22 protein-coding genes are annotated in these 19665 nt (G+C 41.6%); 21 read left to right on the top strand and 1 reads right to left on the bottom strand.

All coding sequences use genetic code 11. From position 1 onward, the window contains the following. Nucleotides 1–16 precede the first annotated feature (16 nt). The 21 genes from DW183_RS12520 to DW183_RS03445 all read left to right on the top strand — a co-directional run bounded on the left by DW183_RS12520 (nucleotide 17) and on the right by DW183_RS03445 (nucleotide 19267). The gene (locus tag DW183_RS12520; protein WP_164492145.1) at nucleotides 17–160 is read left to right on the top strand and encodes a hypothetical protein; all 144 of its coding nucleotides are present in this window, start codon (nucleotides 17–19) and stop codon (nucleotides 158–160) included. Then, a complete protein-coding gene (locus DW183_RS03535; protein ID WP_055183036.1) occupies nucleotides 150–428 on the top strand; it encodes a hypothetical protein in 279 nt (92 codons plus the stop codon). Before DW183_RS12520 ends, DW183_RS03535 begins: the two co-directional genes overlap by 11 nt. Continuing rightward, nucleotides 429–992 (top strand): PcfB family protein, encoded by a 564-nt coding sequence (locus DW183_RS03530; protein WP_118280643.1) that lies wholly within the window; start codon nucleotides 429–431, stop codon nucleotides 990–992. Then, complete coding sequence (locus tag DW183_RS03525; protein WP_118280642.1) at nucleotides 989–2812, top strand: VirD4-like conjugal transfer protein, CD1115 family; 1824 nt, start codon at nucleotides 989–991, stop codon at nucleotides 2810–2812. The genes DW183_RS03530 and DW183_RS03525 overlap by 4 nt, the downstream gene beginning before the upstream one ends. Before the next feature lie 127 nt (nucleotides 2813–2939). After that, the gene (locus DW183_RS03520) at nucleotides 2940–3155 is read left to right on the top strand and encodes a Maff2 family mobile element protein (protein WP_005334815.1); all 216 of its coding nucleotides are present in this window, start codon (nucleotides 2940–2942) and stop codon (nucleotides 3153–3155) included. Nucleotides 3156–3174: 19 nt separating this feature from the next. Beyond that, the gene (locus DW183_RS03515; RefSeq protein ID WP_118280641.1) at nucleotides 3175–4047 is read left to right on the top strand and encodes a VirB6/TrbL-like conjugal transfer protein, CD1112 family; all 873 of its coding nucleotides are present in this window, start codon (nucleotides 3175–3177) and stop codon (nucleotides 4045–4047) included. A 22-nt stretch (nucleotides 4048–4069) separates the two neighbouring features. Continuing rightward, nucleotides 4070–4459, top strand: a complete 390-nt coding sequence (locus tag DW183_RS03510) for a PrgI family protein (protein ID WP_040466129.1) — start codon at nucleotides 4070–4072, stop codon at nucleotides 4457–4459. Next, nucleotides 4410–6878, top strand: coding sequence for a VirB4-like conjugal transfer ATPase, CD1110 family (locus tag DW183_RS03505; RefSeq protein WP_118280640.1), 2469 nt, complete (start codon nucleotides 4410–4412; stop codon nucleotides 6876–6878). Before DW183_RS03510 ends, DW183_RS03505 begins: the two co-directional genes overlap by 50 nt. Next, a complete protein-coding gene (locus DW183_RS03500) occupies nucleotides 6865–7323 on the top strand; it encodes a hypothetical protein (RefSeq protein ID WP_055183032.1) in 459 nt (152 codons plus the stop codon). The genes DW183_RS03505 and DW183_RS03500 overlap by 14 nt, the downstream gene beginning before the upstream one ends. A 51-nt stretch (nucleotides 7324–7374) precedes the next feature. Next, nucleotides 7375–9618, top strand: coding sequence for a C40 family peptidase (locus DW183_RS03495; RefSeq protein ID WP_118280639.1), 2244 nt, complete (start codon nucleotides 7375–7377; stop codon nucleotides 9616–9618). Nucleotides 9619–9644: 26 nt separating this feature from the next. Then, nucleotides 9645–9953, top strand: a complete 309-nt coding sequence (locus DW183_RS03490) for a DUF4315 family protein (RefSeq protein WP_005334805.1) — start codon at nucleotides 9645–9647, stop codon at nucleotides 9951–9953. Continuing rightward, entirely contained in the window at nucleotides 9928–10674 is a 747-nt protein-coding gene (locus tag DW183_RS03485; protein ID WP_118280638.1) for a CD1107 family mobile element protein, read from the top strand. Before DW183_RS03490 ends, DW183_RS03485 begins: the two co-directional genes overlap by 26 nt. A gap of 72 nt (nucleotides 10675–10746) precedes the next feature. Further along, nucleotides 10747–12858, top strand: a complete 2112-nt coding sequence (locus DW183_RS03480; protein ID WP_118280637.1) for a DNA topoisomerase 3 — start codon at nucleotides 10747–10749, stop codon at nucleotides 12856–12858. Between the two features lie 28 nt (nucleotides 12859–12886). Then, a complete protein-coding gene (locus DW183_RS03475; RefSeq protein ID WP_118280636.1) occupies nucleotides 12887–13936 on the top strand; it encodes a DUF5688 family protein in 1050 nt (349 codons plus the stop codon). An 83-nt stretch (nucleotides 13937–14019) separates the two neighbouring features. Beyond that, nucleotides 14020–14187, top strand: coding sequence for a hypothetical protein (locus tag DW183_RS12515; protein WP_199649399.1), 168 nt, complete (start codon nucleotides 14020–14022; stop codon nucleotides 14185–14187). Then, nucleotides 14177–16759, top strand: coding sequence for a JAB domain-containing protein (locus DW183_RS03470; RefSeq protein ID WP_118280635.1), 2583 nt, complete (start codon nucleotides 14177–14179; stop codon nucleotides 16757–16759). Before DW183_RS12515 ends, DW183_RS03470 begins: the two co-directional genes overlap by 11 nt. Beyond that, the gene (locus DW183_RS03465) at nucleotides 16756–17016 is read left to right on the top strand and encodes a transposon-transfer assisting family protein (protein WP_005423594.1); all 261 of its coding nucleotides are present in this window, start codon (nucleotides 16756–16758) and stop codon (nucleotides 17014–17016) included. The genes DW183_RS03470 and DW183_RS03465 overlap by 4 nt, the downstream gene beginning before the upstream one ends. Then, nucleotides 17006–17890, top strand: coding sequence for a DUF4316 domain-containing protein (locus DW183_RS03460; RefSeq protein ID WP_118280634.1), 885 nt, complete (start codon nucleotides 17006–17008; stop codon nucleotides 17888–17890). Before DW183_RS03465 ends, DW183_RS03460 begins: the two co-directional genes overlap by 11 nt. A 3-nt stretch (nucleotides 17891–17893) precedes the next feature. Beyond that, on the top strand, nucleotides 17894–18184 hold the full coding sequence (locus DW183_RS03455) for a molecular chaperone (protein WP_118045704.1): 291 nt from the start codon (nucleotides 17894–17896) through the stop codon (nucleotides 18182–18184). Between the two features lie 224 nt (nucleotides 18185–18408). After that, complete coding sequence (locus tag DW183_RS03450; protein WP_055183024.1) at nucleotides 18409–18723, top strand: helix-turn-helix domain-containing protein; 315 nt, start codon at nucleotides 18409–18411, stop codon at nucleotides 18721–18723. A 115-nt stretch (nucleotides 18724–18838) separates the two neighbouring features. After that, nucleotides 18839–19267: a hypothetical protein gene (locus tag DW183_RS03445; protein WP_117499796.1), complete on the top strand. Its 429-nt coding sequence runs from the start codon at nucleotides 18839–18841 to the stop codon at nucleotides 19265–19267. Between the two features lie 119 nt (nucleotides 19268–19386). On the opposite strand, the gene DW183_RS03440 is transcribed toward DW183_RS03445, so the two are convergent. After that, nucleotides 19387–19665, bottom strand: coding sequence for a helix-turn-helix domain-containing protein (locus tag DW183_RS03440; RefSeq protein WP_118045703.1), 279 nt, complete (start codon nucleotides 19663–19665; stop codon nucleotides 19387–19389).

The raw sequence follows: 19665 nt of genomic DNA, 5'->3' as shown, positions 1-19665 counted from the left end.
TTAGATGGGAGAAACCATGAGAAATATCATTATTTTTGTTGCTCTTCTGGGAGCAGCGGCAATATTTACAGTTTTGTATTGTCTCATTGCTGCCGGAAGTCAGGCAGAGAAAAAACTGACAGAAATCATGAGAAAAGAGGAAGAACAGAATGAAGACTAATAAAGATCTGATCATAGAACCAAATGCAGCTATTGAGGGAAGAAAGTACAGCGAAGAAAAGCCATGGTCCTGCAAGTACTGTTACTGGTGGGGAGGCAAAAAGAAAGGCTGTAGCTTGAAACAGTGCCACTATCTGCTTCCGGAAAAGAAAAAAGCAGTAAAAACAACACCATGTGGTGGCTGTCCGTATGGAAAACATGTTCCATGCATCGGATATTGTATTGCCCGTCTTCATTCTGAAATGAAAGGAAAGAAAGGACGTGGGTAATTGCAGGAAGAAGTAAATCAGAAAGTGATCAGCCTGAGCATCCAGGGAGTCAAGATCACTGCCAGTGTGCTAAAAGCAGCCCTTCGGAAGTTCCTGGAAATGGACAACCGGAGGAAACAGAAAGCAACGCAGGTGAAAATGGCTGAAAAGACCGGACGGGCCCAGGAGAAAGGAAGGGAAAAAGCCCGAAAAAAGATTGAAAAGAAAAAGCCACATGGAAAGCAGACCATCAAGCAGCTGAATGCACAGGGAGTACAGCTTTCCAACATAAAGATCACAGATGAAAATATCAAATCCTTTGACCGTGTGGCAAGAAAATACGGGATTGATTACAGCCTGAAAAAAGAAGTCGGTGCGGATCCACCGAAATATCTGGTCTTCTTTAAGGCTAAAGATGTGGATGTGATGACAGCGGCTTTCCGGGAATATGCCGGAGTAGAACTGAAAAAGAAACAGGTGAAGAAACCATCGGTCAGAAAGAAACTGCAGAAATCTGTAGAAAGAAAAGCAAAGCACCACCAGCGTGTGAAGCAGAGACAAAAATCCAGAGGTCAGGAACGATGATGCGGGAGAAATTACAGAAGATCCAGATCAAACGGCTGGTGATCTTAAATCTCCCATATTTCTTTATCTTCTATGTAGCAGATAAAGGATCCTGGCTGTACCGGCATTGCCTGGGAGAAAGCATGGTCCAGAGACTTGGCGTGATGTTAGTCAATTTTCGACTGGCATTTTTAAGCTGGCTGCCAAGTATCGCTTTGCAGGACCTTACAGTAGGTGTTCTGGCTGCAGGTGCATTAAAACTGGTTGTCTACTATCGTTCTAAAAACGCAAAGAAGTTCCGGCAGGGTGTGGAGTATGGATCTGCAAGATGGGGAAACAGAAAAGACATCGAACCCTTCATGGATCCGGTTTTTGAAAACAATGTCATCCTCACAGAAACAGAACGTCTGACCATGAACAGCCGACCAAAAGCTCCGAAGTATGCCAGAAATAAGAATGTGATTGTTATCGGTGGTTCCGGATCCGGAAAGACAAGATTCTATGTGAAGCCCAATCTTATGCAGATGACGGACCACGTATCCTATGTGGTCACCGATCCGAAGGGAACGATCATCGTTGAATGCGGGAAGATGCTGGTAAATGGAGGATACCGGATCAAGGTATTAAATACGATCAACTTTAAAAAGTCCATGCATTACAATCCGTTCCATTATATCCGGAGTGAAAAAGACATCTTGAAGCTGGTCAATACCATTATCGCGAATACCAAGGGTGAGGGCGAAAAATCAACGGAAGATTTCTGGGTCAAGGCCGAACGTCTATTGTATTCTGCACTGATCGGATACATCTGGTATGAGGCACCAGAGGAAGAACAGAACTTTTCTACTCTGTTGGAATTTATCAATGCCAGTGAGACCAGGGAGGATGATGAAGAATTTAAAAATGCAGTGGATGAATTGTTTGAAGAACTGGAAGCAGAAAATCCGGAACACTTTGCAGTAAGGCAATATCGCAAGTACAAGCTTGCTGCCGGCAAAACTGCGAAGTCGATTTTGATTTCCTGTGGTGCCAGACTTGCACCATTTGACATTCAGGAACTAAGAGAAATCATGTCGTATGACGAAATGGAACTGGATATGATCGGTGATCAGAGAACAGCCATGTTTGTTATCATCAGCGATACAGATGACACATTCAACTTTGTGGTAGCGATCATGTACACCCAGCTCTTTAACTTACTTTGTGATAAAGCGGATGATGAGCATGGAGGCAGGCTTCCCTATCATGTACGGCTGCTCCTTGATGAGTTCAGCAATATCGGACAGATCCCAAAATTCGACAAATTGATTGCTACGATCCGAAGCAGGGAAATCTCCGCTTCTATCATTCTGCAGTCACAATCTCAGCTGAAAACTATCTATAAGGATGCTGCTGAGACGATCACGGGTAACTGTGACACTGTTCTTTTCCTGGGTGGAAAGGAAAGTTCCACACTGAAAGAAATATCAGAAACCCTGGGAAAGGAAACCATTGATCTTTACAACACATCAGACACCAGAGGCAGCAACCGATCCTATGGGCTGAACTATCAAAAGACTGGAAAAGAACTGATGAGTAGAGATGAGCTGGCGGTCATGGATGGAGAAAAATGTATCTTACAACTTCGAGGAGTCCGGCCGTTTTTAAGCAACAAATATGACATCACAAAGCACAAACGGTACAAAGAGCTTGCCGATTTCAATAAGAATAATGCGTTTGATGTAGAAAAATATCTGGCACACCGACTGGTGATGTCGAAAGATACAGAATTTGAAATGTATGAAGTAACTGTAACACAAGAAGATGTATCAGCGATTGAAGCTGAGGAAAGTGAGGATTGATATGAAAGAAAGAATTCGAGCACCCTGCTACTACTGATAAGGATATAAAAAGGTCTGAATAAAAGGGAAAGGAGTAGAGCCAAACGCTTACAGACCATAAGAAAAGCGTTTGTTCAAACATTTGATTATGGCTTTTTTTAGCAGTGCAATCAATATCCTTCAGACACTGGTCGTTGCAATCGGTGCAGGCCTTGGTGTCTGGGGCGTAATCAACCTGATGGAAGGTTATGGAAACGACAACCCGGGTGCAAAATCCCAGGGAATTAAACAGCTGATGAGCGGTGGTGGTGTTATCCTGATCGGAACACAGCTGATCCCGCTTCTGAGTGGATTATTTGGTTAAGAGAAAGGAGTAGAGATCCATGTTCAGTCAGATTTTTGATGCGATTGAGGAATGGATGAGGGAACTCTTAACCGGGATGATCACTTCCAACCTGGACACGATGTTTACTGATGTCAATCAAAAGACTGGTGAGATCGCCACCCAGGTTGGACAGACCCCGCAAGGGTGGAACGGCAGCATATTCAGTATGATCCGGAACCTATCGGATTCCGTGATCATGCCGATCGCAGGCATTATTATCACATTCGTACTCTGCTACGAATTGATTTCTATGCTGACCGAGCGCAACAACATGCATGATATTGATACCTGGATGTTTTTCAAGTACTTCGTAAAAATGTGGATCGCTGTGTATCTGGTGAGTAACACATTTACGATCACAATGGCGGTATTCGATGTGGGTCAGCACGTAGTTAATTCTGCGGCCGGTGTTATCACAGGAAGTACCGCCATTGATATTTCTTCGGCATTGACGGATCTTTCCACAACACTGGAAAGTATGGAAATCGGAGAACTTGTTGTATTGGCGCTGGAAACCCTTATCGTCGGCTTCTGTATGAAGATCCTGTCTGTACTGATCACAGTGATCATGTATGGACGTATGATAGAGATTTACCTATATACCTCAGTTGCGCCGATTCCATTCGCAACTATGAGTAACAGAGAATGGGGACAGATCGGCACGAATTATTTCAGAGGACTCTTTGCCCTGGCTTTCCAGGCATTTCTGATGATGGTATGCGTTGCAATCTATGCAGTGCTTGTTGCAGGTATCCAGTATTCAGATAATCTGAGTTCTTCATTATTTGGCGTTATGGCTTACACAGTGATCTTATGTTACAGCCTCTTTAAGACGGCATCCTTAAGTAAGTCGATATTTAACGCGCACTAAATTACAGGAAGGAGTGAAAATCATGGCATATGTCAGCGTACCGAAAGATTTAACAAAGGTAAAGAATAAAGTAGCATTTAACCTGACCAAAAGACAGCTGATCTGTATCGGTATAGGTGCTGCAATGGGAATTCCAAGCTATTTCCTCTTGCGTAATGTGATGGGAAACAGTAATGCAGCAACGGTCATGGTGCTTTTGATGTTACCGGCATTTTTATTTGCCATGTACGAAAAAGACGGGATGCATCTGGAAGATGTTCTGATGCATATGATCCGGGTGAAGTTTCTTCGTCCATCCGTCAGAAAATATGAAACTGAAAACTATTATGAGACAGATCCGGAACAGATCAGACAGTCACCGGATGCAGGAAAACCGAAAGGAGGAAAAACGGTTGCGAAAAAAGAAAAATAAGAAAACTGTCGCAGATACCGGATACAAAAAAGTAGACAGAAAAGAGAAAAAGAAAAAAGAAAAGCAGGAAGAGAAACGCAGGCAGAAAAAACTGTCCGTCCAGCAGTCGATTGCTTATAAGGAAATGGGAAGAGATGGGATCTGCAGGGTACAGGGAAAAACGTATTCTAAGTGTATCCGCTTCTATGACATCAACTATCAGCTGGCTCAGAACGAGGACAAAAATGCAATCTTTGAAAACTGGTGCGATTTCCTCAATTACTTTGATGCCAGTATCCATTTTCAGCTGAGCTTTATCAATCATAAAAGCAGCATGAAAGAATTTGAACAGGTCATCCGGATCCGTCCTCAGGATGATGCTTTTGACGATGTACGTATGGAATATGCCAAGATGCTGAAACAGCAGCTGGCGAAAGGAAATAATGGACTGGTGAAATCAAAATATATCACCTTTTCCATCGAAGCGGATAATATCCGGGAAGCAAAGCCAAAACTGGAACGTATTGAGTCGGATATCCTGAACAACTTCAAGATCCTTGGAGTTCCGGCGTATCCATTGAATGGGGTGGAAAGACTGCAGATTTTATATGAGACTTTCAATCCAGATAACATGACAGACTTCCAGTTTGATTATGGTTCCATGATCCGTACAGGACTCAATACCAAAGATTATGTGGCACCGACCAGTTTTGTATTCAAGGACAGAAATACATTCCGCATGGGAAATACTATCGGAGCCGTCTCTTATTTGCAGATCCTGGCACCGGAGCTTACAGATAAAATGCTTGCAGAATTTCTGGATATTGATAAGAATCTCATCGTCAATCTGCATGTTCAGTCTGTGGATCAGATGAAAGCAATCAAGCTTGTAAAAAGCAAGGTCACAGATATCAACAGAATGAAAATTGAAGAGCAGAAAAAGGCGGTAAGATCTGGATACGACATGGATATCATCCCATCGGATCTGAATACGTATGGCGGAGAAGCCAAACGTCTTTTGGAAGATCTGCAGTCACGAAATGAGCGTATGTTCCTTGTAACAGCGCTCTTTTTAAATACTGCAAAGACAAAACAGGCACTGGATAATGCCATCTTCCAGACGGCCGGTATTGCACAGAAATATAACTGTGTGCTGAAACGTCTGGATTATCAGCAGGAAGAAGGATTGATGAGCAGTGTTCCGTTGGGAGTAAATCATATCCCAATCAGGCGGGCTCTTACGACTACCAGTACAGCAATCTTTGTTCCGTTTACGACACAGGAGCTTTTTATGACAGGAGAATCCTTATATTACGGATTGAATGCACTCAGTAACAACATGATCATGGTGGATCGTAAAAAGCTCAAAAACCCGAATGGACTGATTCTTGGTACGCCTGGATCCGGTAAATCCTTTGCAGCAAAAAGAGAAATCACCAACGCTTTCTTTGTTACGAAGGATGACATTATCATCGGAGATCCGGAGGGTGAGTATTACCCACTGGTCCATGCACTTGGCGGACAGGTCGTACACATTTCACCAACCAGTAAGGATTATATCAATCCGATGGATATCAATATGGATTATTCCGATGATGACAATCCACTTGGTGTAAAATCTGATTTTGTCCTGTCTTTATGTGAGCTGATCATGGGAAGCAGGGATGGAATTGAAGCAGAGGAAAAATCAGTGATCGACCGCTGTCTTCCACTGGTGTATCAGAAGTACTTTGCAGATCCAAAACCGGAAAATATGCCGGTCCTTGGTGACCTGTATGACTGCCTCAGAAAGCAGAAAGAACCGCAGGCACAGAGAATTGCAACAGCGTTGGAAATCTATGTAAATGGATCACTGAAAGTATTTAACCATAGAACCAATGTGGAACTGAATAACCGTATTGTCTGCTTTGACATCAAGGAACTTGGAAAGCAGCTGAAGAAAATCGGAATGCTCATCGTCCAGGATCAGGTATGGAACAGAGTTACGATCAACCGCGGCATCAAATCCACCAGGTACTATATCGATGAGTTCCATCTTCTGCTCAAAGAAGAACAGACAGCAGCTTATTCCGTAGAAATATGGAAGAGATTCAGAAAATGGGGTGGTATTCCAAGTGGTATCACCCAGAATATCAAAGATCTTCTTGCCAGCAGGGAAATTGAAAATATCTTTGAGAACAGTGATTTTATCCTGATGCTGAACCAGGCTGCAGGTGACAGACAGATCCTTGCAAAACAGTTGAATATTTCCCCATATCAGTTGTCTTATGTGACGAATTCCGGGGAAGGAGAAGGACTTCTTTTCTATGGAACAACAATTATTCCATTTAAGGACAAGTTCGATAAGAACTTGAAGCTGTACAGTTTGATGACTACAAAACCGGAAGAAGTTGAAAAACGAGAGAAAGAAATGGAGGCGGAAAAGCATGAAGGAAATTGATAAGATCCGAATCAGGCAGTGGAATCAGGATAATCCTTACATTCAGATGAAAAATCTGGAAAATGCACAGCCTGGATACCGTGTTCATACAGTCAATGATGATCATCATCTGTATGAACTTCCGCTGGAAACACAGAACATTATCCTTGATTGGGTATTCTGGAACTTTTATCCGGCACAGAAGATCTATCCACATCTTACCAGTGATGATCTGAAAGAAGTTTTGTATAAACGTACCCAGATTCATCTGTACAATAATCAGTTTAAGGAAGCTATGCTGATCAATGGTTTCTGGCCAAGAGATCCGAGTGAATTGAACTGGGTATTTCATATCCAGGCAAGCTCTCCGGCAATCAGAACGCAGGCAGATGGTTATCCTGGTATCCCGATCATTGGACGCCAGGAACTGAATGAGTACAGAAAGAAAAGTTGTGCCAGGAGGTGATGACCTATAGCTGGAAAAGAATTTAAAGGCAAGGATAAAAAGGTCGCAAAGATGACCAGGGAGGGTTTGACAGAAGAAAACCTCCGTGATGGTAGTGTAAAAGATATCAGTCACAGGAGCCGGGGGCGACCGGAAAATAAAGAAGAATTTGTTCCGGAACGGGAACGAAAAAAGACTGAGGGCGAAGATTCAAAATCAGGAAAAGGTAAACGACTGCAAATGGAAAAGATCCGGAAATCTTCTGTCCAGCAGGAAGCTGTTGAGGATACAGTTGAAGTCACACCGGAAGAAAAAGTATCCGGATATCGAAAGAAACTGCATCGTCATGAAAAAATCCCAGATGATGATAACAATCTGAACAGCCAAAAGAAATCCATTCGGAAGAAGCAGCTGCAAAAACAGATGACCAAAGAACAGGCAAAAGCAGGAAGATTATCCTTTGATGATGAAGGAAATCAGATGGTGAAAGGTGCTGGCATGAAACCGGGAGGGACAGCCGGGAAGTACATTGCCACACAAGCTGCTATATCTGGCATGAAAGCAGTCACTTCCGAAGAGGAAGAAACAGATGAAAATGCAGGTGTGGAAAGTGCCCGACTTGCAGAGCGTGAAACAGAAGCTGCGTTACGTGGTCTGCGTCATGCTCAGATCCGGAGCAAACGAACGGATGTGAAAACCCATCGCAGAGGATATCGTGAGGCTACCGTAGAAAAGAAATTGAAATTTGGTTCTGCAGAAAGTATGGAAGGAGTCAAACATGCAGAATCGGTAAAGAATGCTGAGCAAAAGAGACATTTCTATAACCGCTTCTTCCAGAAAAAACGATATAAGGATGCATACCGGGCAGCCAAAGCCGGAAAATCCGCTGGCAGTCTGGGTGGAGCAACAACCATTGCCGGTGTCGAGAACATGACGGTAAAAGCAAAGATTGCCTTGAAAGAGATTATAAAGCGTAATCGTGCCATGTTCGCAGGCATCGGTATTTTTGCGCTTCTTTTTCTAGTCATAGCGGTATCTCTGGGGAGCTGCAGTGCTTCTATCGAGGGTGCTGGATCTGTGATCGGTATCACAACGTATCCAAGTTCAGACGAGGATATCTATGCTGCCGAAAATCAATATGCTGCTTTGGAAAGTGCCTTGAACCAACAGATCAATGAGATGGAACGAAGACATCCAAATTATGACGAGTATCAGTACAACATTGCTGAGATTGGTCATAATCCATACCATCTTATCTCGTATCTTACCGCAAAATACGGGGACTGGACGTACTCAGATGTTGAAAACGAGCTGCAATCTCTTTTTGAAGCACAATATCATCTGAATACAGAAGGTCGAACAGAAACGGTGACAGAAACCAGAAATGTTCGAGTCGGAGAATCATTAGGACAGGTAGTGACCAGCGGATATTGTAACTGTCGAATCTGTTGTGGTGTATGGTCCGGAGGTCCAACTGCTAGTGGTGCATATCCAACTGCAAACCATACCATTGCTGTAGATGCTTCCAATCCATTTGTGCCGATTGGCACTAAGGTAGTAATGAATGGTGTGGAATACACAGTTGAGGATACCGGAGCCTTTGCACGATATGGTGTGCAGTTTGACGTTTACTATGATAACCATGCTGCCGCTTCTGCTCATGGACATCAGACCTGGGAAGCCTATATCGCAGATGACAATGGCAGTCAGGAAGTAACGGTTATCAGTACAAGCACTAAGAAGATTCTATATGTGACACTGACAAATGGAAGCTTTGACGCTGTGGCAAGAGCCAATCTGAATGCGGAGCAGCTGATCATCTATAATGCATTAAATACGACCTATGGAAACAGAAATTATCTGTGGGATGTAAACAATGTGACCAGTGGATCAGGCGGTAATGGAATGAGTTATGAGATTCCACCGGAAGCACTGCAGGATGAAGAATTTGCCCGGATGATCCGAGAAGCAGAAAAATATCTGGGAGTACCTTATGTATGGGGTGGCTACTCTCCATCTGGATTTGACTGCTCAGGTTTCGTATCCTATGTCATTAACCATTGTGGTAATGGCTGGAACTATGGACGGTTGACCGCAGAAGGATTAAGAGGCGTATGTACTTATGTATCACCGGGAGAAGCAAAACCAGGAGATCTGATTTTCTTCCAGGGAACGTATAACACATCCGGTGCAAGCCATGTGGGTATCTATGTCGGTAACAATATGATGATCCATTGCGGGGATCCGATCCATTACTCAAATATCAGCACATCCTACTGGCAGCAACATTTCATGTGCTTTGGAAGACTGCCATAAAGGGGTGAACGAAGGGAGGTGAAAGTTTGAATAAAAAGATTAAAAAATATCTGGATGAGATTGCCAAGACAGAGAAAAAGATCGCGGATCTGCAGCAATATCTTAGGGGTGTCCAGGCTGCATTAAAGCAGGAAGAGGACAATGAGATGATCAGGTGCATCCGTGGTATGAAGATGGATAATGATCAGTTATATGATCTTTTGGATGGTATCCAGAGTGGAAAAGTTAAATTTCAGGTAAGCAGAGAGTCTGACGATGAAGGTTCAGGCTCCTTTGTATTCACAGAAGAAAATAAGGAGGAATATCAGAATGGTGAAATGGAAGAAAATGAATAAGAAAATGAATAAGAAAATGGCAGGACTGCTGTTGGGAGTCATGATGCTTTTTACAACATCAACCACAGCATTTGCCTATGTGGATGAATCGGCAGAGGCATCCAAAGTAGAGACAACTCAGACGGAACAGTCAACAGACAAAGAAGAGAAAAAGGACGAGGCGACAAACACAAACGAGGTGCTGCCGGAAGATGGAACAGACAAGGGAACTGCATTTACGACACCTGGCAATGGTGAAGTCAAGGATGACATTACCGATGATTCCACAAAGGAATTTCTTACGGTTACAACGAAGAATAACAACACTTTCTATATCGTGATTGACCGCAGTGCCACATCCCAGAATGTCTATATGTTATCTCAGATTGATGAGAATGATCTGTCCGAGTTTCTGGATAAAGACAGTACAGCTGCTGTTGTAACACCACAGCCAGATAAATCAAAGGTAGTGCTGGATGAAACAAATAATGAGGATGTAGACAAGGAAGCTACCGTTGATCCGGAGAAAACAGCATCTACCAAAACAAATATGGGTGCAATGGCAACAATCCTGATTTTGGCTCTCGGCGGTGTGGCAGCTTACTACTACTTCAAGATCTATAAACCTAAAAAAGAGGAAGATGAGGATGATCAGCCGGAAGGTTTGGAAACAGGTGGACTGGAAGAAGTTCCGGATGAGGAAGAGTCTGAAGACGAAGATTTTGAAGAAAATGAAAAATAAATAAACTTTTTTAGCGGAGGGGGCTGTAAAACATGCTCTCTCCGTTTCGTTATATGAAGGAGGTAATACATCATGTATTTAGTAATTGCAGAAAAACCAAGTGTATCAAGAGCAATCGCAGAAGTGATTGGAGCACAGGAACGAGAAGACGGATATTTACAAGGAACCGACTGTATGGTCAGCTGGTGTTTCGGACATCTGGCCGAATATGTTTCACCGGATGCTTACGATGAGAAATTTAACCAGTGGAGATATGAAGATCTCCCGATCATCCCGAAAGACTGGAAAGTTACAGTCTCAGAAGATAAGAAAGATCAGTTCTATATCTTAAAAAGACTGCTCAACAGTCCGGAAATTGAATACGTCGTAAATGCCTGTGATGCCGGACGTGAAGGAGAATTAATCTTCAAACATGTCTATGACTTATCCGGAAGTAAAAAGCCGGTGAAACGATTATGGATCAGTTCTCTGGAAGATTCCGCAATCCTTGATGGAATGCAGCATCTGAGATCCGCAGAGGAATACCGACATCTGGCCGAAGCTGCTGTATGCCGTTCTCAGGCTGACTGGCTGGTCGGAATGAATGCAACCAGAGCTTACACCACAAAGTACTTCAAAAAGCTGACCGTTGGAAGGGTTCAGACACCGACACTTGCCATGTTGGTGGAACGTGCCGAACAGATCAGCAATTTCCAGAAAGAAAAGTATTTCAATGTAGAACTGGATTGTGACGGAATTCCGGCAGTAAAGTCAAAGATCTTTGATCCGGATGAGGCGGAACAGTTAAGAAGCAGATGCCATGGAAATGAAGCTATTGTCACTTCAGTAAAAGAAACGGAAAAGAAAGTAAAAGCACCAAAACTTTATGACCTGACCACATTGCAGAGAGAAGCAAACCGTATCTATGGAATGACAGCCAAACAGACACTGGATACCGCTCAGAGCCTGTACGAAAAGAAACTGATCACTTATCCAAGAACAGACAGCCAGTATCTGACAGAAGATATGGAACAGACCGCAAGAAATGTGGTTAGTCAGATTTATGAGAAATATCAGCTGACAGGTCCGTTTGATCAGCCGGAGCAGCCAGATGTGAAGAAAGTCATGAATAACAGCAAAGTGACAGATCACCATGCAATCATCCCAACGATGGAGCTTGCATCCAGCCATCTTGATGAACTGAAATCCTGGGAAGAAAAGATTCTCTTCCTGATCGCAGTCCATACGGTCATGGCAATGAGTAAGGATCACATTTACCAGGAAACAGAGATTGAAGTGGAATGCCAGGGAGAAATCTTCAAAGCAAAAGGAAAGATTGTTCTGCAGGATGGATGGAAACTCTTTGAAAACTGCTTCAAGAATAAGGACCGCATGGCAATCGTAGATCCGGATCAGGAAATGAAAGAGAGAATGCCGAAAGTAACCCAGGGACAGACTTTCTATGCTGTAGCTGCAGAAAAGACAGAACATTTTACATCGCCACCAAAACCATACAGCGAAGATACTCTCCTTGCGGCAATGGAAACAGCTGGAAATAAGGAATTCGATGAAGATACGGAAAAGAAAGGATTAGGAACTCCGGCAACAAGAGCCGGTATCATCGAGAAACTGATCTATTCCCAATATGCCACCCGAAAAGGAAAACAGATCCTTCCAACAGATGATGGAAAAGTCCTTGTTGAGATCCTGCCAGACTTCCTGAAATCTGCAAGTATGACTGCAGAATGGGAAAACCAGTTGCTTTTGATGGAGCATGGAGAGATTGCACCGGAACAGTTTATGACCGGGATCAAAAACATGCTGACCATGATGCTGAATGGATGCGATGCGATTTCCGAAGAAGAAACAAGAAGATTTCAGACCAGAGAAAGCATTGGAACATGTCCGGTATGTGGAAGCCTGGTATATGAAAGCAAAACCAACTTCTATTGTAGCAACCATGATTGTCACTTTGCTCTCTGGAAAGATAACCGCTATCTGCAGAGTATGGAAAAACCCATGGATAAAAAGATGGCTGCAGAACTTCTGAAAAGTGGATGTGTGCATGTAAAAGACCTGTATTCCAGAAAGAAGAATATGTACTTTGAGGCAGATCTTCATATGGATGCAGATGAAACCGGAAAGGTGAATTTTTCTTTATCCTTTCCCAAAAAGAAACCAAAAAACAAAAGCAAAAAGAAATAAGAAAACAGATTAGAGGAGGAAACGAAGAATGAATTTTAATGAATTTGTAAATGAAGTAAAGGACAATATCAGACTCTTTTTACCAAAGGATTATGAGAATGCAGAAGTATCAACGATGGAGTGTCAGAAACTGAACCGTGCCTATACGGGATTGATGGTGAGAAAAGAAGGTGAGATGCTTACCCCGACGATTAATCTTAATCAGCTGTATGAAGCATATAAAGCACAGCCTGGCGTAACAATGGAAACTGTATGCAGAAAGATTGCAGATATAGTTATTGAGGCACCGATACAGGTTGATCTGAAAGCTATTTTAAATTATGAAGATGTGAAGGACAAGCTGTTTATCCGTGTATCATCAGCCGAAGCAAATAAGGAAGTCCTCGAAAATGCGCCACACCAGCTGAAGGAAGATCTCGCAATCACCTATCATGTGGCAGTAGGCAAGGATCAGGATGGATTAAGTTCCATGTTTATCAAGAATGATCTGCTTGAACAGTATGGAATCTCTGCAGAACAGCTTCATGAAGATGCGATGAAAAGTTCACCGCGTGTCATGGCTCCGGAGGTATCAAGTATAGGTGCATTGATAGATGAAATGTACCAGAAAAATATTCTCATGCTGACACCGGATGAACGTGAAATGCTGCAGGAAACATTGCAGGAATCAAGCGAGATGCCGACATTCTTTGTTGTTACGAATACAGACAGAATTGATGGAGCCGGTGTGATCTTTTATCCGGAATTCATGGATAGCATGGGGGAACTTCTTGGAAATGATTTCTTCATTTTGCCATCATCCATCCATGAAATGCTGGTCTTGCCAGATGACGGGCAAGTGGATGCAGAAATGTTAAGAGATATGGTAAAAGAAGTCAATGCCACTCAGGTAGCCCCTGCAGAACGTCTTACCAATGATGTATATCACTTTGATACAAAGGATCATGTCTTTGAAAAGGCAGATAGATTCACAGAACGTCAGAAAGAAAAAGAAGCACAGGCTGCAAAAACAGAGAAAGCAGGAAAAGAACAGCCGGATAAGAAACCGAAAGCAAAGAAACATGATATGGAACTTTAATACCAAGCATGAAAACCGTTAAATGAGCAAACGCCCTGCGGCATAAAGAAATGTCGTGGGGCATTTTTGAAAAGGAGAAGATTATGACGAAAGAAAACATTAAAACAAATACAAGCTTAAGATACAGCCAGTATCAAAAAAGATTATTACACACATTTTCGTTTGAAAAATTGAAGAAACAAATTGAGATGTTACATGATCAGGAATTTATTATAAATGTGCCGATTGGAGGTGTTGCTGATGGCAGATAAATTAGAACAGGTAGCAATTCGTATGGTGGAACAGCCACCACTTTATAGTAATGAACCTATGAATAATCCAGATGTAGCAATTCGTGTTATGAATGAATTTCTTTCCCAGATGGATCGGGAACTCTTTTGTATTGTTAATTTACAGGCAGATTTAACACCAATCAATATGAATATCGTATCTGTAGGATCGCTGAATGAAGCATTGATTAATCCAAGAGAAATATTTAAGAGTGCAATTCTTTCGAATGCTCATTCAATGATGCTCATTCATAATCATCCGTCCGGAAATCTGACCCCATCTACATCGGATATCCAGACTACAGCAAGAATGCAGGAATTGGGGAAATTGATGGGGATTTCATTGGTTGATCACATCATTACAGGACGGGATGGGAATTACTATTCCTTTCGAGATAAAGGAGAATTTCCAGATAGCAGGGTTCGTTTTTCTACTCGTGTTGAAGATATTGATCTGACTAAAGGAATGGTGACTGAAGCCACCGCACCCTATGAAGAAGTAACAGATACAAAAGAAAAGGGTGACGTAAGAGATATTCCAACAGTGCAGACAGCAACAATTCCATTACCGGTTCAGGGAAAAGATATGGACAGCATTATGCAGTCACTGGAATCCGGTGTGGAAGAACTTTTTACAAGTAACCGCTATCAGGAATTTCTTAAAACCATGGCAAAGTTTCACAATTATTCCTTTAATAATACAATGCTGATCGCCATGCAGCGACCGGGTGCCACACTTGTTACCAGCTACAAAAACTGGCAGTCCATGGGTAGACAGGTCATGAAAGGCGAAAAAGGAATTACAATCATTGCACCGGCACCATATAAGAAAATGAAGGAAAAAGAGGTTCTGGATGAAAATCAGCGACCAATCATGGGAACTGATGGAAAACCTAAGACTGAACAGGTGGAAGTTACAGTTCCGCATTTTAAAGCAGTTACCGTCTTTGATATTGCTCAGACATCCGGGGAACCAATCCAGACACTGGCACCGGAATTACTGACTGCAGCTGTACAGGATTTTGATTCTTTCATGCAGGCTATTCAGAAAATATCCCCAGTGCCGATACGATTCGATGAGATCGATGGCAATGCCAATGGATATTATCACAATGCAGACAAGGAAATCGTGATCAAAAAAGGGCTCAGCGAAAGTCAGACCTTAAAGACTGCTATTCATGAAACAGCCCATGCTAAACTGCATGACAAGGAAATCATGGAAAGCCTGGGTGTAGAAAAAGACCGTCTGACAAAAGAGGTTGAAGCAGAATCCGTTGCTTACTGTGTGTGTTCTTCCTTTGGTTTGGATACATCGGATTACAGTTTTCCTTATATTGCAGGTTGGAGCAGCAGCCGGGAAATGAAGGAACTGAAAGCATCTATGGATGTGATCCGCAAGACAGCCGGTGAAATGATCGATCAGCTTACAGAAGAACTGGAAATCATTCTTGAAGAAAAACAAAAAACAGAATTACATGAAAAATACGGCATTTTGGTAGATGCACTAGAAGCAGCCGGATACCGCTATGATTATCGGGAAAGCGAACCGGGACATATTGTACTGGCACCGGATGGGACACATGAAATTGCTGGGTATTTGCAGTTTGAATCATGGGGAGATATCAAAGACTGGCTGGAAGATACGATTGCAGAAGGAACAGATATTTCGGAAAGAGTTGATCGGGCTTTGTATCCATTTAAGTTTGATTATACCCTAGAGGAAGAAATGTTCAGAGGTAATGGTGACCGCTATGCGATTTATCATGTGGATGAAGACACACCGGGAAAACAACATTTATTTATGAATATGGCAATGGTCAAAGAAGATGGCATTACAATCGATGCAGCAAATTATAAATGTGTCTATTCTGGCAGATTACATGAAAATGAAAAGCTGGATGATTTGTATGCCGTATTCAACGATAATCCACCGGCAGATTATAAAGCACATTCTATGTCGGTCAGTGATGTTATCATTACAAACCGTGGTGGGGATATGCAGGCATATTACGTGGATCGATTTGGATTTGCAGAACTTCCAGAGTTTGCAGCACAAAGAGAAAAAATACTCGATATTGTCCCGGAAATAGAAAATGTGGATTATGAAAATGATCTTACATGTATCAGCTTTTATGCGGCTGAATGTGCTGAATTTCCTGTAATGGGTGAAGTACATTATGACCTGACATTACCAGAAGCCTTGGAAGCTTATGAGAAAATCCCATCAGAACGTATGCATGGACTGAAATGTGTTGGCTTTGATCTGAAAGACGGAAGTGATTATGAAGGAATGCAGAGTCTGATGATCGAAGGAAAAATACAGAAAGAATTTTTGAATTCGATTCCTGGATTTAGAGAAAATTCTTATGTGCAAAATGCAATCAGTCGTGTGGAAAAGTACTTGGAAGAAAGACATTCAAATGTGGAAAATCCACTGAAATTCAATAAGAAAGTGGATAACGAAAAAAATATAAGCGAAGAAAAAAACGAGAAGGAGCTGAATATACAGATGAAACCAATACCGAAAAAGAAAAGGGGGGAAATGAGCCTATGAGAAATGTAAACTTGGAAGAAAACGAACTGACTATTACTGCTATCTTCCAGCAGCACACAAAGGAAGAAACAATCCAAACACTGAAAGAAGCTTTGGAAGTTTTGGAACAGGAAGAAAGTGATCCTGAGAATGATGAAATGATTGAGATCATCAATTCTACAGTTGGAAAATTACAGCAGATCGAAGACAAATACTACTATTCTCTGGATTTGAATTATTATCTGAATAACTTGGAGGACGATGCCTATGAAGCTTAATCAATTTGCAGTCTACCGAGTAGATCAGCAGACAGCAGGAAAAGCACTGTGGCATCTGCCATATCAAGAGGCAAGACAGCAGAATGTGTCGATTACTGTCGAAAATTACCGATTAATCTCGGTTCATGAAATGCAGGAAAATGAAAAAGTCGCTGACATCTGGAAACGGACGAAAAATCAATGCGAAGTCAGTGACGTGTTCGTATTGAACCAGAATGGAGAAATCAGCTGCTATTATGTAGATGAAAACTATCCACAGTATCTGGCCGGATTCATTCGTATCAACACATCCGGTGCACTGATCACTATGGAGACTGAGAATTATCAAATTGACGGAAAAAAAGGGAACTGGATTGCAACAGACACCATCATCATCGACGGGAAACAGTTTTATCTGATGGAGCATCAAGTATACCGGGATCAGGCTCAAGGTGTTATCCTGGATGCCTATGGAAAAATGGTTGTCGAAGAATGTAAGAAATTCGACGAAAAAACAAAACAAAAGATCCATAATTACATTCAACAGCAGGCACCGCTAAATTCAGTCGAACAGTTAAAACAAGATGGTAAAATCCGTCTGGAACATTACCAGAAGTTCTACCAGAACGGCACTTATGAACGAAGCAGAGAATCTGGTACCGAAGCCAATTATGATATGGTGGATGGTTTGGTGAATAATCAGAAGAGGAATCAGGAAAAGACCTTTGATGCTCGCAGCAACAAACAGACTTCCCGAAATGAACAGGATAATAAACCTAAGAAACGAAGATCTGTGATCAAGCGACTCCATCAGAAACAGATTGCTATTGCTCACCGGTCCGGAAAGCCGATACCCAAATACCTGGATCAGGAAATGGAAAGAAAGCGGGGGTAGAATATGCGAAGGTTAAAGTGTGAAAAAGAAACGATTATTCTGACCAATGAAGATGACGGATTCTATGATGTGTATACCTTCAATCAGAGCTTACAGAAACGGTTACGGGCATTCGCTGAGAAGTATCCGGATGATTGCTGGTTGAAAGGGGCTTCGGAGGATGGCAGTGAAACGTATATGATCAGAAAGGGACGGTTATCATTGAATTTAAGACCACCCTATTCCAAGGATAGAATTCATAAAGCAACCGAACGAATTATTGAAGAACAGAAAGAGCAATTGAAGGATTCATAGAATGCGATTTAAGAGAAAAAAGCCTCATGACCATGAGGAAAAATGAAAGCAAAATACGTTAGTTGATAAAGTGTATAGGCTCAAAAGGGAAAGTGCCCTTTTGGGCCTTTTTAATTTAAAATAGTTCTAAAGAACAAGTTAACAATCTGTAGATTCTGTATGTTTTAAAGATCAATCGTTATACTATTTTTAGACCGAATTATCGTTCTAAAGGAGGTGTCACAATGGATTTAAAGGCGGTTGGTCAGAGAATAAAAGCTGCAAGGGAAGCTAAGAATCTTACACAAGAAGAATTGGCAGCACTGGTAAACTTAAGTCCAACTCATGTAAGTGTTATAGAGAGAGGACTGAAAGTAACAAAACTTGATACCTTTATTGCGATTGCAAATGCATTAGATGTTTCAGCAGATACACTATTGATTGATGTTGTGACACATTCGGTTACTGGCGTTACGAATGAATTATCTGAAATGATAGAGAAACTACCTAAAGAAAAGCAACAGAGAATTATCAATGCGGTGAGGGCATTGGTGGAATAAATACATGAATAAGAAGATGGAAGGGCTTATTGCTCTTCTTTTTTATTTGGTTTAACGTGAAAATATGATATAGTAGTTCTAAAGACTTATATATAATTCTGAGGAACTTAATAAAATGAAGAAAAATAATATAACACTTGTATTTGTTGCTATCGTTTTTTCGATTATTGTTGGAATGATAATTGGAAAAAGCTTATTAAAGTATAAAGAAGGTGAGCCAGATGTAGTTGGCAGTTTTTCTATGAATAGAGATGAAAATCTTACAGTAGTTGCTAACAGAAAAAATATTTCTGATAAAGAAGCATTTGCAAGACTGCTTTTAAAAATGTACAAAGAGAATTCATTTCATTCAATAAAATTTTCTACAGATCATGGATATGCAACCAGCCTTGATATGACCGTATATTCTTGGAAAGAAGATATCGAAAATGGAAAATCCATTATGCAGATAGAATTTAGACCGATTGAATATGGAAAAGATTATGATATTGTTCATAATCCGGATAAATATGTGCTTTTTATCGATGGAACAGAAATAAAATGAAATATATAGATATGCAGATAAAGAGGATTGCTCAACACAGGAGGATATTTTCAATTACCCTCAAAATGATAAAAGCGAGGCAGCGGAAAATCCGTTGCCTCATTTCAGTATTATGACAATTAATCTAGTTCCGCCCCTAACTCATACCTCCAATACTCCGCCGCCTCATATTCCCTAGGTTCTGAGAGTACCGGTACAGTAAAGAGTTCAACCGGAACACAGAGTGTTGATGCAAAGATTTTCATAAGATCCTCTTTTGGTGTTCGGACATCGCTTTCATACTGAGCAATCCGGACATCAGCACAGCTGTCGGGAAATCCAACAGCCATGCCAAGTTCTTTCTGGGTGAGATGATTTTTCTGTCTTAAGTGTTTTAATTTTCTTCCAAATGTAATCAT

This window comes from Roseburia sp. AM16-25 (genome assembly GCF_003473825.1).
Taxonomy (GTDB): Bacteria; Bacillota; Clostridia; order Lachnospirales; family Lachnospiraceae; genus Pararoseburia; species Pararoseburia lenta.
Note: the sequence above shows the minus strand (reverse complement) of the source record. Positions and strands in the feature narration are given on the sequence as shown.